This is a genomic window from Nocardia sp. NBC_01499 (genome assembly GCF_045040275.1).
Taxonomy (GTDB): Bacteria; Actinomycetota; Actinomycetes; order Mycobacteriales; family Mycobacteriaceae; genus Nocardia.
The window spans coordinates 8,890,455-8,904,750 of record NZ_CP109426.1 but is presented as its reverse complement, the minus strand read 5'-3'; the positions used below and the strand labels follow the sequence as shown (position 1 = coordinate 8,904,750).

Annotated in this window: 16 protein-coding genes; 11 read left to right on the top strand and 5 right to left on the bottom strand. The window is 65.8% G+C overall.

The window, feature by feature from the left end; translation table 11 throughout:
- The first annotated feature begins 39 nt into the window (after positions 1-39).
- The 5 genes from OG203_RS40570 (at position 40) to OG203_RS40550 (ending at position 4,152) form a co-directional block, all read left to right on the top strand.
- A complete protein-coding gene (locus OG203_RS40570) occupies positions 40-729 on the top strand; it encodes a hypothetical protein (RefSeq protein ID WP_405162488.1) in 690 nt (229 codons plus the stop codon).
- Positions 726-1,502 carry an isocitrate lyase/phosphoenolpyruvate mutase family protein gene (locus OG203_RS40565; protein ID WP_405162487.1) on the top strand — a complete coding sequence of 259 codons (777 nt, stop codon included), beginning with the start codon at positions 726-728 and terminating at the stop codon, positions 1,500-1,502. Before OG203_RS40570 ends, OG203_RS40565 begins: the two co-directional genes overlap by 4 nt.
- Positions 1,503-1,768: 266 nt before the next feature.
- On the top strand, positions 1,769-2,110 hold the full coding sequence (locus OG203_RS40560; RefSeq protein WP_405162486.1) for a YciI family protein: 342 nt from the start codon (positions 1,769-1,771) through the stop codon (positions 2,108-2,110).
- The gene (locus tag OG203_RS40555) at positions 2,111-3,340 is read left to right on the top strand and encodes an RNA polymerase sigma factor (protein ID WP_405162485.1); all 1,230 of its coding nucleotides are present in this window, start codon (positions 2,111-2,113) and stop codon (positions 3,338-3,340) included.
- Between the two features lie 125 nt (positions 3,341-3,465).
- Positions 3,466-4,152 (top strand): Clp protease N-terminal domain-containing protein, encoded by a 687-nt coding sequence (locus OG203_RS40550; protein ID WP_405162484.1) that lies wholly within the window; start codon positions 3,466-3,468, stop codon positions 4,150-4,152.
- 124 nt (positions 4,153-4,276) lie between these two features.
- Here OG203_RS40550 and OG203_RS40545 read toward each other — a convergent pair whose 3' ends face one another.
- On the bottom strand, positions 4,277-4,768 hold the full coding sequence (locus OG203_RS40545) for a pyridoxamine 5'-phosphate oxidase family protein (protein ID WP_405162483.1): 492 nt from the start codon (positions 4,766-4,768) through the stop codon (positions 4,277-4,279).
- 62 nt (positions 4,769-4,830) lie between these two features.
- On the opposite strand from OG203_RS40545, the gene OG203_RS40540 reads away from it, so the two are divergent.
- From OG203_RS40540 to OG203_RS40515, 6 genes are all read left to right on the top strand, one after another.
- Positions 4,831-5,799: a helix-turn-helix transcriptional regulator gene (locus OG203_RS40540; RefSeq protein WP_405162482.1), complete on the top strand. Its 969-nt coding sequence runs from the start codon at positions 4,831-4,833 to the stop codon at positions 5,797-5,799.
- 436 nt (positions 5,800-6,235) lie between these two features.
- A complete protein-coding gene (locus tag OG203_RS40535) occupies positions 6,236-6,562 on the top strand; it encodes a hypothetical protein (protein WP_405162481.1) in 327 nt (108 codons plus the stop codon).
- On the top strand, positions 6,543-7,076 hold the full coding sequence (locus OG203_RS40530; protein ID WP_405162480.1) for a DUF6879 family protein: 534 nt from the start codon (positions 6,543-6,545) through the stop codon (positions 7,074-7,076). The genes OG203_RS40535 and OG203_RS40530 overlap by 20 nt, the downstream gene beginning before the upstream one ends.
- Positions 7,073-7,906 carry a helix-turn-helix domain-containing protein gene (locus OG203_RS40525; protein ID WP_405162479.1) on the top strand — a complete coding sequence of 278 codons (834 nt, stop codon included), beginning with the start codon at positions 7,073-7,075 and terminating at the stop codon, positions 7,904-7,906. The genes OG203_RS40530 and OG203_RS40525 overlap by 4 nt, the downstream gene beginning before the upstream one ends.
- 21 nt (positions 7,907-7,927) lie before the next feature.
- Entirely contained in the window at positions 7,928-8,464 is a 537-nt protein-coding gene (locus OG203_RS40520; protein WP_405162478.1) for a DUF6879 family protein, read from the top strand.
- 40 nt (positions 8,465-8,504) lie between these two features.
- Complete coding sequence (locus OG203_RS40515; protein ID WP_405162477.1) at positions 8,505-9,065, top strand: DUF6879 family protein; 561 nt, start codon at positions 8,505-8,507, stop codon at positions 9,063-9,065.
- Between the two features lie 108 nt (positions 9,066-9,173).
- On the opposite strand, the gene OG203_RS40510 is transcribed toward OG203_RS40515, so the two are convergent.
- Genes OG203_RS40510 through OG203_RS40495 form a run of 4 tightly spaced genes read right to left on the bottom strand, consistent with a single transcriptional unit; the run spans position 9,174 to position 14,208 of the window.
- On the bottom strand, positions 9,174-10,652 hold the full coding sequence (locus OG203_RS40510; protein WP_405162476.1) for a GntP family permease: 1,479 nt from the start codon (positions 10,650-10,652) through the stop codon (positions 9,174-9,176).
- 10 nt (positions 10,653-10,662) lie between these two features.
- On the bottom strand, positions 10,663-11,280 hold the full coding sequence (locus OG203_RS40505; protein WP_405168158.1) for a bifunctional 4-hydroxy-2-oxoglutarate aldolase/2-dehydro-3-deoxy-phosphogluconate aldolase: 618 nt from the start codon (positions 11,278-11,280) through the stop codon (positions 10,663-10,665).
- 2 nt (positions 11,281-11,282) lie between these two features.
- On the bottom strand, positions 11,283-12,896 hold the full coding sequence (locus OG203_RS40500) for an amidohydrolase family protein (protein WP_405162475.1): 1,614 nt from the start codon (positions 12,894-12,896) through the stop codon (positions 11,283-11,285).
- Positions 12,897-12,909: 13 nt separating this feature from the next.
- Entirely contained in the window at positions 12,910-14,208 is a 1,299-nt protein-coding gene (locus OG203_RS40495) for an amino acid deaminase (RefSeq protein ID WP_405162474.1), read from the bottom strand.
- Positions 14,209-14,296: the final 88 nt, after the last annotated feature.

Here is a 14,296-nt window from a genome sequence, read left to right as displayed (position 1 = left end):
TCGGCGGCCACCGAAACGACGGGGGGATACGGTCACGGCATGAATCAGACAGTTCCGCTGATCACCGGCCCCGATCAGGTGCGCGCCGCATTGATCAACGCACCGGTGCCCGCCGTGCCTTCGGTAGACGCGCCGGTCGGTATCGCGTGGCTGCGCGCCCATGTGCCGCGCTTCACCGAGGGTGCCGAGCATCGGCGGCTGCGGGCGTTGGTCACTGCCGAGCTCGACCGGCTCTCCCCCGCCGACCTGCGCCACCGTGCGCGTTCTGCGGACGGACCACTGCCCCATGTCCGCGTTTTAGCGGAAGCCCTTGGACTGCAAGGTATTTCCGTCGGCACAGTGGCGTTGGTCGCCGCGCACTATCAGCCGTACGAGCCGGACAATCCCGCGGCCGATGCGGCCGTCGTGGAATTGGTAACGGCGCTTGGCGGTTTCGCCGACGACGCCACGGCGGCGCGAATCTGCCTGCTGGTTCAGGCCTGCGCGGCGACCGGCGCGCTGATCGCCAACGCTCAGCAGCTGAACGCGACCGGCACCGCCGAGCAGATCATCGCGCGGACCATGGACGAGAACCCGCCGCTGCGCTCGACAAGACGCGTCGTCGACGCGGAGGTGGTCGAACTCGACATGCGGCACCCTGGACTGGGTTTCGGGGCAGGCCCGCACGCCTGCCCCGGCCGCGAACACGCCATCGCCATCGCCGCCGGAATCATCGAGGGATCCGAATGAACAAGACGAAGATCTTCCACGAACTGCATCACGGCGATCAGCCGCTGGTCCTGCCGAACGCCTGGGACTTCGGCTCCGCGGCAGTCCTTGCCGCCGAAGGGTTTCCGGCGATCGGAACCACCAGTCTCGGCGTCGCCGTCGCGGCAGGCCTCCCCGACGGCACCGGCGTCACCGCCGACGCGACCCTGGCGCTGGCCCGGTTACTCGCCAGGCTCCCGGTGCCGGTCACCGTCGACATCGAGGGCGGCTTCAGCGAATCCCCCTCAGCCGTCGCCGAATACGCGGCACAGCTCGCCGAATTAGGTATCGCCGGAGTCAATCTGGAGGACGGCCGCGCGGAAAGCACCCTGGCCGAACCGGATCACCAAGCCGAACTGATCGCCGCGATCAAAGATCGCGTGCCAGACCTATTCGTCAACGCCAGAGTCGATACGTACTGGGTAAAGGACGACACCGAACACACACTGACCCGCGCCGAGCGCTACACCGCCGCCGGAGCCGACGGCATCTTCGTCCCCGCCTTGACCGATCCCGACGCCATCGCCGCAATCATCGCCGCAATTCCCTTGCCCATCAACCTCCTCTACTCGCCGACCGGCCCCTCCATAGCAACACTCGGCACCCTCGGCGTCCGGCGAGTCAGCACCGGCTCACTCCTGTACCGCACAGCCCTGTCCGCAGCCATCAACACCGCCCGCGCCGCCCGCGACAACACCCCCCTCCCCCTCACCGCCCCGCCGTACCCCGAAATCCAAGCCCTCACCGAGGGGTAGCTCCGCCAACGGGACATGGCGGCGGCAAACACCGAGTGGAGCCGCCGTCATGTCCCGTTCGCGGGCCAGACTTGCCCGGTGGAGCCGCCTGTTTCGGGGTGGTGGGGAATTCGGGGCGGATAGTTTCGGCGGAAGTGTCGAATTGGTGGGTAGCCGTTCGTGTAGGTGGTGAAGCCGACGACGGGTCGGCCTTTTCGAAGGAGTAGGCATGGTCAGGACCACGATTACCGTCGGCATCTACTAGCTCGGATGAGGAGGAGTAGTCGATGAAGCAATATCTGCTCAGCATCTATCAGCCCGATGGTGAGGGCGTGCCGGACAATATCGACGAGATCAATCGTGATCTGGACGCGGTCAACGCCGATCTGCGGGCCGCTGGCGCGTGGGTGTTCGCGGCGGGACTGCACGCCCCGAGCACCGCGACCGTGGTGCACGCCAAGGACGGTGAGGTCCTCGTCACCGACGGGCCGTACGTCGAGGGCAAGGAACACATCGGCGGGTTCACCATCATCCAGGCCGCCGATCTCGACGAGGCCCTGGACTGGGGCCGCAGGCTGGCCACGGCGATCACGCTGCCGATCGAGGTCCGCCCGCTGCGGGACAGCTAGATGAGCGCACCGGTGACCGCCGCGGTGATCGAAGAGGTGTTCACCGAACAGTACGGCCGGGCGGTCGCCAGCCTGATCCGCGTCTTCGGCGACATCGGGGTCGCCGAGGACGCGGTGCAGGACGCGTTCACCGCGGCGGTGCGGCGGTGGCCGTCGGACGGGCTGCCGCCGAGCCCGCCCGGCTGGATCATCACCACCGCGCGCAACCGGGCGATCGATCGGCTCCGCCGCGAAGCCGCCCGCGCCGACCACTACGCACAGGCCGCGTTGTTGCACGCCGACGACGAACCGGCCGAGGAGGGCGCGGTGCGCGACGACCGCCTACGACTGATCTTCACCTGCTGCCACCCCGCGCTGGCCCGCACCGCACAGGTGGCGCTCACCCTGCGGCTGCTCGGCGGGCTGACCACCCCCGAAATCGCCCGCGCCTTCCTGACCTCGGAATCGACCATGGCGCAACGACTTGTCCGCGCCAAGGGCAAGATCCGCGACGCCCGCATCCCCTACCGGGTGCCCGCCGACGCCGACCTCCCGGCCAGACTGCACGCCGTTCTCGCGGTCATCTATCTGATCTTCACCGAGGGGCACACGGCGACCTCCGGTGACCGGCTCGTCCGCGCTGACCTGTGCGCCGAGGCGATCAGACTCGGCAGGCTGCTCACCGAACTCATGCCCGATGAGCCGGAAGCCGCCGGGCTACTCGCCCTGATGCTGCTCACCGAGGCACGTCGCGCGGCCCGCACCGACGCGGACGGATCCTTGGTGCCGCTGCCCGAACAGGACCGAGGGCGATGGGATCGCGAACGCATCGCGGAGGGTCACGCCATCGTGCGAGAGTGCTTGCGCCGCAACCACCCTGGTCCCTATCAAATCCAAGCCGCGATCAATGCCGTGCACACGGACGCCCCGCTCGCGGCGGCCACCGACTGGCCGCAGATCGTGCGCCTCTACGACCAACTGAGCGCGTTGACGCCGAGCCCGATCGTGGCGCTCAACCGGGCGGTCGCGGTCGCCGAAGTCGACGGACCAGCGGCCGCGCTCGCCCTGCTCGACGATCTCGACTTCGAAAAGTACTACCTGTACCACGCGATTCGAGCCGATCTCCTCCAACGCCTCGGCCGCACAACGGAAGCCGCGTCGGCCTTCGACCTGGCGATCGCCCGCACCGAGAATGCCGCCGAGCAAACCTTTCTCACGCGCCGCCGCGCATCGTTGGCCGACAGTGGCTGAATGCCGTCCGTCGCCTGCTCTCGTTGGGCCCTGCCGTACACCTCGCGACACGACGCATATCCACCAGCGGCTTCCCATTGTTGACTACCATCAATAGCAGCGGCCACGGCCGAAAGGGGGTCGCTATGTTCGAGAGATTCTCCGATCAGGCCCGCCGGGTGATCGTGTTGACGCAGGAAGAAGCGCGCGAGCACGGCCACGACTACATCGGCGCCGAGCACATGCTGCTCGCCGTGCTGCGCGCCTGCGAGATCGGTTCCGCGGCCACCACCGCCCGCGCACTTGCCGAGCTCGGGATCGATCCGGCGGCAGCCAGGGCGCGGATCGCGCTGCCGCAGGGAACGGCCGACCACAGCACGTCGGGCCATATTCCCTTCACCAAGCAGGCCAGAAAAGCGCTGGAGAACAGCCTGCGGGAAGCACAGGCGCTCAACCACGCGCACATTGAACCGAGCGATCTGCTGCTCGCCCTGACCAGCACCGCCGACGACGATCCGGAGACACCCGTCGGCGCCGCCGTCAGCACGCTCGAACTCACCCACGAGAAACTACGGCGGGCCCTGCGCGCCGGCGCGACGTATCAGGCCGCCGCCACCGTCACCCCGCACTTCACGCCGCAAGCGCAGAAAGCGTTGGCGCGCGCCGAGATCGAAGCGCGTAAAACCAACAGCGGCAGAGTCGATACCGGGCATCTGATGCTCGGGCTGCTCGCGTATGACGACGAGGCCGTGCAAGCCGCGCTACAAGCGCTCGGCATCGATCCGCAGCAACTCGCCACCGAAGTGCTCAACCGGCTGCCACGGGAGAAGTAACCGCTGCCGGGTTCAGGCGTGCCGCCTTTCTGACCGTAAGTCCGAATGAACCACTGATGCAACGGTTTCGATGCGAAGCCCGCAGGGGCGGGTGTCGCGGTCCGGTGGCGATCGCAGCACCGCATCAGTGCTTACGCACTACCCGCTCGCCCTCGCCCGGCTTCCAGATGGTGATGTCCAGATGGTCGCCGATCACTTCCACCGTCGAAGCGCTGCTCAGGTCCGCGATGTAGAAGTGGTCGAACTCCTGGTCGCGAATGTCGAACCCGGTGTCATCGAACAGCTGTTGCGCGAAGCGAACGTGCACGTCCTTGTCCGGGAGGTCGACGACGGTGCCGAACAGTTTGGCGTCACCGTCGCTGGCCTTCGTGTCGACGGTGGCGGTGTGCAGACAGAACCGGGGGTCACGAGCCAGGTCGCGGAACTTGGTCGTGCCTGGCATGCCCGCGATCACCAAGGTGTCCTCGAAGATCCGCGGCTCCACCGGGCTGATCCGCGGGAACCCGTCCGAGCGGAGGGTGCCGAGCATGCACAGGTAGCCGGTGGCGGTGTACCTGCGCACGAAGAGTTCGGAGATGTGCGGCGCTTCTGCGGTGAACTGGCTCCAAGTGGTCATGTCCTCGACAATACGATCGATCCTTGACATCTATTGTCAGGTTTTGTGGCTAATCTCGACTGATGCGAGCAAGTCGATTGGTGCAGCTGTTGCTGATCCTGCAAACGCGGGGGCGGTCGACGGCGGGCGAACTCGCCAAGGAGCTCGAGGTGTCGGTGCGCACCGTGTACCGGGACGTCGAGGCGCTGGCCACCGCGGGCGTACCGGTCTACAGCGAACCCGGCCGCGCGGGCGGCGTGCAGCTGGTCGACGGCTACCGGACCCGACTGACCGGCCTCACCACCGACGAGGCCGACGCCGTACTACTCGGCGGATTACCCGGCGCCGCAGCCGATCTCGGACTCGGCACCGTCCTTGCCACCGCACAACTCAAGGTGCTCGCCGCACTTCCACCCGAATTACGCGGCCGCGCAACCAGAATCGCCGAGCGAGTCCACATCGACGCACCAGGCTGGTTCCACCGCCCCGACGAGACACCCACGCTGAACACCGTCGCCGACGCACTCTGGCACGACCGCAGGCTGCACGTGCGCTACGGCCGCAAAGACAAAGTCGTCGACCGCACCCTCGACCCACTCGGCCTGGTCATGAAGGCGGGCACCTGGTATCTGGTCGCCCGGGACGGCACAGCAATCCGCTCCTACCGCGTCAGCAGAATCGTCTCCGCCGACCCGACAAACGAAACCTTCGACCGCCCTTCGGATTTCGACCTGGCCGACCATTGGTCAACGGCAGCAGACGATTTCGCCCAATCGATGCTGCGCGTACGCGCCCACTGCCGGATAGCCGCCACCCACCTACGCCTGCTGCGCTTGATGAACGAACCGGTAGCCGTCGCCGAAGCACTCGCCTCCGCGACCGAACCCGACGCCGAAGGATGGGTCGAACTGACCCTGCCCTCCGAGTCATACGAGGTCCTCGCCCACGGCCTCATGCCGCTCGGCGAATACGCCGAAGTACTCGATCCGCCCGAACTACGGGCACTAATGGCGGCGACCGCGGCCCGGATGCACGCGCGCTACCGCGACTAGTGCGACAACTCGCTGCCCCTCCTACGGCCCCCACAACATGAACCCCCGCAACCCCTCCCCGATGATCAGTCAGCACCCGACCACTCGTCGCCCCCGTCACCGCTTCCCCCAACCACCCGTACGTCGTGGTCACTGACCCTCACATCATCATCCGAGTACTCGAAGAACTCGATAAACCCACCTTCGAACGCCTGAATTCGCACGCGCCGCACCATATTTAACCTCTCCGATGATGCCCGAACTGCCGATGCGGGCTGGACGAGCCACCGGATGCCGCGCACCATTTCCGGAGGTTAAGCGTGGCGAAACCGCATCGTCCAACGGTTTGCAGCACCTTGCAGTGGCTCGGCGAAAACGTTCCCTAACGGGTGTCTACCAGGCAATATGAATAGCACCAGAGCGCAACACTGCACACCGTCAGACGGGAGCAAAGATCATGCCTCTCAAGTTCCTTGGCAAAGGCGGCTCGGACGATGGAGCTTGCCCGACCCTCTACGCCACCGACCTCGGCTACGTAGCGCAAGGATGGCAAACGGGAAAGCCCGAAACCATCGAGATACCACACCTGTTACTGGGCTTCGCCGAGCCGGATACATTCATCGGTGCCACACTCACCGATACCGGACGAGGAACGTTCCTGCTCACCGGACGGCCGATCACTGACGATGAAACGCTCTCCCAGCTAGACCTGGCCGCCGATGAAATCGCTATCGAAGTGCCGAAGGCCGAAAGGACGTTCTACGGTGCAGTTCCGCAACGGTGACCGTTACACGCTGTGGCCCAACCTGTTCCGTGAATGCCACCGTGAAGCGTTCCATCTCGAGACACGCGACTCGTACGCGGTGCCGCACGAAGCCGAACGGATTGCCCGCTTCCTGAACGACGAGCCGCCGCCGGATCCTAAAACCCCGTGGCAAGACCTCATGCGGGAAACGACCGGACGCGGGGTGACGGTAAGCCGGGTGCGTGTGATCACGGTGCCACACACCGACTATCACCGTTGGCTGCTGTCGGCCACCGTTCACAACGTCAACGCTGGAGAAGACATCCGGTATGTGCCGCGCCATCTAGCGGGAAACGTACCGTCCGATGATTGGTGGCTCATGGATGGCGAGCGGGTGGCGTACAACCTCGTAGCCGACGATGGCACACAGGCCGGTATCGGCATCACCACCGATCCTCGGATTGTCGACTACTGCGCGGACGTGAAACGGCGGCTGTGGGCGTTGGCGACACCGTATGCGGAATATCTCGACAGCGTGCATGCCAGGCAGTGACGAGCAGCGTTCATGACGCCGCAGAAGCTCTCGGAGCGCGGCTCAGGGAGCTTCGTCACGGCGCCGGACTGACCGGCCGGAGGCTTGCCGAACTCGCGGGGTGGCACGAGTCGAAGGTCTCGAAGATAGAACACGGCACAACCAAACCCTCAGATACGGATATACGCGCTTATTGTGCACACACCGGCGCAAACGACCAGTTGCCGGATCTGCTGGCCACTCGGCACAACATTGATGCCGCATACCTCGAATGGCGTCGAGTACTCGACACAGGCACCAAGCGGCGTCAGCAGAAGGCAGTGAAGCTAGAAGCCGAAGCAAAGGACATCCGCGCCTACAATCCGCAGATCATCCCCGGCCTCCTCCAAACCGCCGAATACGCCGAAGCCAAGTTGCGCAGCGTAATCGAGTTCCACCGCATCCCTGACGATCTCTCCGACGGCGTAGCCAAACGGATGGAACGGCAACGGATCCTCTACAACCGTGACCATCGGTTCCACTTCCTGATTGCCGAGCAAGCCCTGTACACCACCGTGGGTGGAAACGATGTGATGGCACGACAGTTAGAACGGCTCACGTCCATCATGACCACGCCAAGAGTCACCCTCGGGATCATCCCGGCCAAGGCCGAAGCGGTCGTAGTGTCCACGAACTTCGTCATGCTGGACAACCGGTTGGTGCTGGTCGAGGGAACAGCGGCCGAGCTGACCATTACTCAACCGCGCGAGATAGCCGTCTACGGTCGTGCATTCGACACTCTCGCAAGGCAATCCGCAACCGGCAACGCCGCTCGAGCACTGATCAGCACCGCCTTACAAACGCGGTGCTGATGGGAGAAGAGGAGTTGTACAGTGCAGTATCGGCCCGCCGATGAGCCCAACCTGTGGCCGAGACTATTCTCCGAGGCACAGCGCTACGCCTTCCACCTCGAACAGCGAGACTCGTATGCCGAACCCGCCGAGGCCGAACGAATCAAACGCTACCTCGCCGGTGCGACACCCCCGGACAGCACTAACCGGGAATGGCCGGACCTCATTCACGAGGCCACCGGGCGAGACGTAACCGTTTCCCGAGTCCGCGTGGTCACGGTGCCCCACACCGACTACCACCGCTGGTTACTGTCCGTGACGAACGTCCGGGTTGCCGATGGCGAGGACATCCGCTACCTCCCACGCCACCTCGCGGGAGAAGTTCCGCCCGATGATTGGTGGCTGTTCGATGGAGCGAAGATCGCCTACAACTTGGCGAACGAAACTGGCGGCCCAGCGGGGCTGGCGATAACCGCCGATCCCTGGATAACGGAGTACTGCGAGGACGTGAAAGTGCGCCTATGGAACCTCGCCATTCCATACGCGGAATACGTGAAAAGCGATTTCGCTCGGCAGTGACGAACGGTGTCGACGACGTAACTGTCATCGAAGTAGCAAGGTGGAAGGGCGTTCTGCGGTGCAACTGTTGACCGGAAATCCGTGGCCTGAGTTGTTCGGGCAGTGTCAGCGGGGAGCGTTCCACTTGGAGGTGAAGGATACCTATGCGGTGGCGAACGAGTCGGAACCCTTGCGGCGCTTCCTTGATGGCGAACCGGACGACAACGCGTGGTTCGAGCCGTGGGGGGAGCTTGTGCGGGAGACGACGAGGCGGGGTGTGCAGGTGACTCGTGTCCGCGTGATCACAGTCCCGCATGTGGACTATCAGCGGTGGTTGCTCACGCTGACTGCGTTGAATATCGCGGCCGGAGAGGACATCCGATACCTGCCCCGGCATCAGGTCAGCGGTGGTCAGGTGCCAGCGGATGACTTCTGGCTGCTCGATGACGAGCGGGTTGTGTTCAACCTCGTAGACATGAACGGCCGGGCAGCGGGGGCATCCGCTCTTACGACCGACTCCCGCATTGCCGAGCTCTGCCGCACCGTGCAGCAAAACCTTTGGCCGCTAGCGACCCCGTACCGGCACTACGTTGCCGGGCGTGCGGCGGATACGCAGGGGTGACCTCTCCGACGACGCCCGTAGACGCCGATGCGGGGCTGGACCGATGGAGCGGCTCGTCTGGATCGATGAGCGTGGTGCTCCAGCAGTTGTCCAGCCCCGCAAGGGACTTCAGCTGACGATGGCGAACAGGATCGCGGCTACCGCGAAGCTGACTATGGAGAGGATGGTTTCCAGGACGGTCCAGGTTTGCAGGGTTTGTTTTACGGTGAGGTTGAAGAACTTCGAGATGATCCAGAAGCCGCCGTCGTTGACGTGGCTGAGGATGATCGAGCCCGCGGCGATGGCCATGGCGATCAGCGCGATCGACATTTGCGAGTAGCCGTGGCTTGCCACCAGGGGGGCGACGATGCCGCCGGTGGTGACGATGGCGACGGTGGCCGAGCCCTGGGCGATGCGCAGACCGCAGCTGATGATGTAGGCGAGCACGATCACCGGAAGTCCGGCCGCGGCCATGGTGTCGGCGAGGGCGGTGCCGATTCCGGTGGCGGAGATGACCTTTCCGAAGAAGGCTCCGGCGCCGATCACCAGCAGCAGCATGCCGACCGGCCGCAGCGATTCCGCGGTGAGCTGACTGAGCTCCTGCACGGTGGATCCGCGACGCACGCCGAGCACGTAGAAGGCGACGAGCACGGCGATGAGCAGCGCCACCGCCGGTGTGCCGAAGAACGTCAGCACCTGCAGCAGCTGAGAGTCCTTGTCCAACAGCTGACTACCGAAGGTCGCGCCGAGGATCAACAGCAGCGGGATGGCGATGATCGCGCCGATCAGCCCGACCGACGGCGGCGTCGTCACGGTCTTCGTCGCGACCCCACCCGCGGTGGCGACGCCACCCGAACCACCGGAAACCCGCTCCCCCTCATCGGGAGCGGCCTCCGTCCCCTCGTCCTTGCTGACGAGGAATTCCGCGGGCACCTCGACCTGAACGCGCTTGCCGATGTAGCTACCCCACACGATGCCGGCGGCGATGAATCCCGGTATGCCGCAGATGAATCCCATGAGGATCAGCCAGCCGAGGCTGACGCCGAGCAGCCCGCCGAGCGCCACCGGCCCGGGGTGCGGCGGCAGGAACGCGTGCGTCATGGACAACCCGGCCAGCATCGGCATGGCGTACAGCACCAGCGAACGCCCACCCTGCTTGGCAGCCACGTAGATCAGCGGCGCGAGCACGAAGATGCCGATATCGAAGAACACCGGGATGCCGAAGATGAGCCCGAGCAGGCCCATGGCGACCGGAGCACCCTTCTCGCCGAACAGGTTCAGCAGCCGACGGGTCAAAACGTCGGCGCCGCCGGAGCGTTCGAGGATCGCGCCGAGCACCGTGCCGAGGCCGATGATCACCGCGATGTGCCCGAGGATGCTGCCGAAGCCGGTCTCCAGGATGGAATCACCGGACTTGATCGCCGTGCCGACGATCTTCGACACCGGTAGTCCGGCGGCGAGCGCCAGCGCTAAGCCGGTGAGCAGCAACGCGATAAACGGCTCCAGCTTGACTTTGATGATGGCGAACAGCAGCACGGCGATCGCCAGCCCACAGAGCACAAGCAGCCCCGGGGTGGTGGTGCGCAGCCAATCGACGGTAGCGCCCATGGTGGACCTCTCAATTCATGGATCGAACGAACGATGCCGCGCGTGTTGCGATTTCGGACCAGCGGCCCGCGGCGACATCGGAAGGGGCAACAACGTCGGTTCCGGCCGTGACGGCAACTGCGCCCGCGGCAAGGAATTCGGCGGCATTACCCGCGTTGACGCCACCCGAAGGGATGAGCGCCACGTCAGGGAACGGACCACGCAGGTCCTTCAGGTAACCGGGGCCGAGTGCCCTGGCCGGGAAGATCTTCACCGCGGCCGCGCCGAGATCGAGCGCGGTGAGCACCTCGCTCGGCGTGAAAGCGCCCATCACGACCGGGATGTCGTGCTGCGCGGCGACTTCCGCGACGTCGACGCGCAGACCCGGCGTGACCAAGAACTGAGCGCCACTGTCGATGGCGGCCTTGGCCTGTTCACCGGTGAGCACGGTCCCGACACCGACAACAGCCCCCTCGACCGCGGTGGCCGCAGCGAGATAGCCGAGCACACCCGGGGTGGTGAAGGTGAGTTCCAGCGCCCGAATCCCGGACGACGCAAGCGCTTCGGCGAGCGCGACCGGATCGGGGATCTCGGGTGCGCGAACCACGCTCAGCACGCGATCGGCGCGGATCACCGCCATGGCCGAGATACTCACACTGTCTCCTTCCGTGAGGCGTCCATGCGCAGCGCACGTCCGGCGAGTGTTCCTGTGGGCGCGCCGTTTTCGATGGCGAACTCACCGTTGACGAGCACGTGCCTGATGCCACGCGCCTGCTGTTTGGGGTTGTCGAAGGTCGCGGTGTCCACGACGGTGGCCGGATCGAACACGACCAAATCCGCGGCGTACCCGGTGGATACGAGTCCACGATCACGCAGCCGCAACCGAGCGGCGGGCCGACCGGTGAGGTGGTGCACGCAGTCCTCGAGTTCGAGCACACCGAGTTCACGAACATAGTGGCCGAGATAGCGCGGGAAGGTGCCCCACGCACGCGGGTGCGGCCTGGCCGGTGCGAGCAGCGCGTCACTGCCGCCCATGTGCCCGGGGTGCACCATGATCGCGCGCACGTTCTCCTCGTGCCCGACGTGCTGCAGGACGCTGGTCGCCAACTGGTCGCGGCGCAAGAGATCGAAGAAGACGTCGACCGGCGCCATATCGCGTTCGGTGGCGATCTCGTCGATCCGCTTGCCGACGTATCCCGCTAGCTCCGGGTTGGCCACGCCGCTGATCTGGATCGTCTCCCATTCGACGGTCACACCGTGACAGCCGTCGGACCCGTTCACGTTCACGTCCACCGCAATGCGCGCCCGCGTCGCGACGTCGTCGAGTCGAGCGAGTGCCGCGTCCGGACCGCCGGACATGGCCCAGCTCGGCAGCAGCGCCGAAAGCGTCGTCGCGCCGGGCAGATACGGGTAGGTGTCCAGGGTGATGTCGCAGCCCCCGGCCCGCGCGGCATCGATCAACGCCAGGAATTCCGGTGCACGACCGCGGTTTACGTGGAAGTTCATCGTGGCATGCGTGAGATGCAGCGCGCATCCGGTGGTGCTGGCCAGGCCGATCATCTCGGCGTACGCCTCCAGCGCGCCAGCACCGTACGAACGGGTATGCGGCGCGTAGAACCCGCCGAACTCGGCGACCACCTCGCACAGCGCGGCCAATTCCCCGGTGTCGGCGTACATTCCGGGGGTATAGGTGAGCCCGCTCGACATGCCGACCGCACCCTCGCGCAGCCCCTGCGCGAGCAGTTCCCGCATGCGGCGGATCTCCGCCGCCGTCGCCGGGCGTTGATCGGCGCCGACCACGAGCAACCGCAGCGTGCCCTGCGGCACGAGATAGGCCGCATTGGGCGTGATCCCGCGATCGAGCCGGTCCAGGAACTCGCCGACGGTGCGCCAGGAGAAGTCGAGATCGCTGGGATTGCCGTTCCACCCGGCGATTTGACGCCGCACCACCGCGAGGGTTGCGTCATCGATCGGGGCGTAGGACAGTCCGTCCTGCCCGATCAGTTCGGTGGTGATGCCCTGGCTGATCTTCGGAAAGTGGCCGGGTTCGGTGAGCAGGTGCAGATCCGAATGGGCATGCATATCAATGAAGCCCGGACACAGCACTGCACCCGGCCCGGCATCGATGACCCGGTCGGCTCCGGTGATGCTGCCCGGTTCGGCGATCCGCGCGATTCGCCCCTGCTCGACAAGCACATCGCCGCGGCAGCGCGGCGCACCGGTGCCATCGATGATGTCGATAGCGCGAAAAAGTAAGTCCGTCATGGTCTTCGGCTCGTCAGAAGAACGTATGCAGGAAGTCGACGACCCGCGGCGACGGCGCGTCGGCATCATCGATCACCGGAATGAGCCGCCACTTGTCGAAGGCGGTACACGGGTGGGACAGGCCGAGCCGCACCACCGCACCGATAGGCAGCTCGGTGTCCGCAGGCAGCCGCAGGAACGTGTGCTGGTCGTTGAGCGCGGATACCGTCGCCGCCGGATCAAGCGCCGAACCTTCCGGTCCCGCAACGTATTGCGGCACCGGAAGCCCCTCGTCGAAGGGCAGATCGCGTCGACCCGCGTCCAGCAGCGCCAATTCCGGCTCCGGCCGCGAGATCGCGCGCGCCCAGCCGTGCATGGCCGAACGCAGCGGCTTCTCATTGCGCGAGGCGGCGAAGGGGGAGATGCCCGCGTAGAAGCCGTCATCGTGGATGATGTATGCCCCGGAGCGCAGTACGACCGAGGTCGGAACACCCTGTGCGCCTTGTTCATCGGCGAGACCGGCCAGGCGTTCGACAACCAGGTCCGGATAGGCACTGCCGCCCGCGGTCACGATCGCGCCATCCGGATATTGTCCGGCGGCGGCGAGTTCGCGGTGCAGGCGGGCGAGTTCGTCGAGGTAATGCCGCACCGTGTCGGTGGCGACGTCCGTGCGGTCGTGTGCGAGCGCGCCCTCATAACCGCCGACTCCGGCCAACGTCAGCCGCTGCGCGTCGGTCACGGCCGCCGCGACCGCGTGCGCCTGTTCGATGGTGCGCGCGCCGGTACGACCATGTGGCCCGCCGAGTTCGACGAGCACCCGGACTTTCGCCGCGCCCGGCGCGGACCGCAGGTGCTCGTCCATCAGCGCGATCGTCTCGACGCTGTCCGCCCAGCAGACGAACTCGAAATCCGGGTCGTTCGCCAATTCGGCGGCAACCCAGTGCAATCCGACGGGATCGACAAGCGCGTTGGCCAGCAGCACCCGACGCACCCCGAACGAGCGCGCCACCTGCACCTGCCAGATGGTGGCCAGGGTGATCCCCCAGCAGCCCGCGGCCAGCTGCTGCGCCCACAACTGCGGCGACATGGTGGTCTTGCCGTGCGGCGCGAGTTGCACACCCGCAGCGGCAACCCAATCGGCCATGACGGCGATATTCGCCTCGACGGCGGACCGGTCGATGGTCAGCAGCGGCGTCTCGAACTGATCGAGACTCGGTGCGGCGGCGAGGAATTCGCGCGCGGTGCGCCCCCACGCGGCGGGCGGCAACCCTTTGTGCTCGGGACCGAGTGTCCGGTCTCCGAGTCCTGCTACGACTTCTTTGTCGATCGCCACGGCATTCCTTCCCAGCGAATTCGCATCATTATGTATAGCATCTCGCTATTGCATATTTTGCAATGCTTGTTGCGCATCGTGTTTCGTG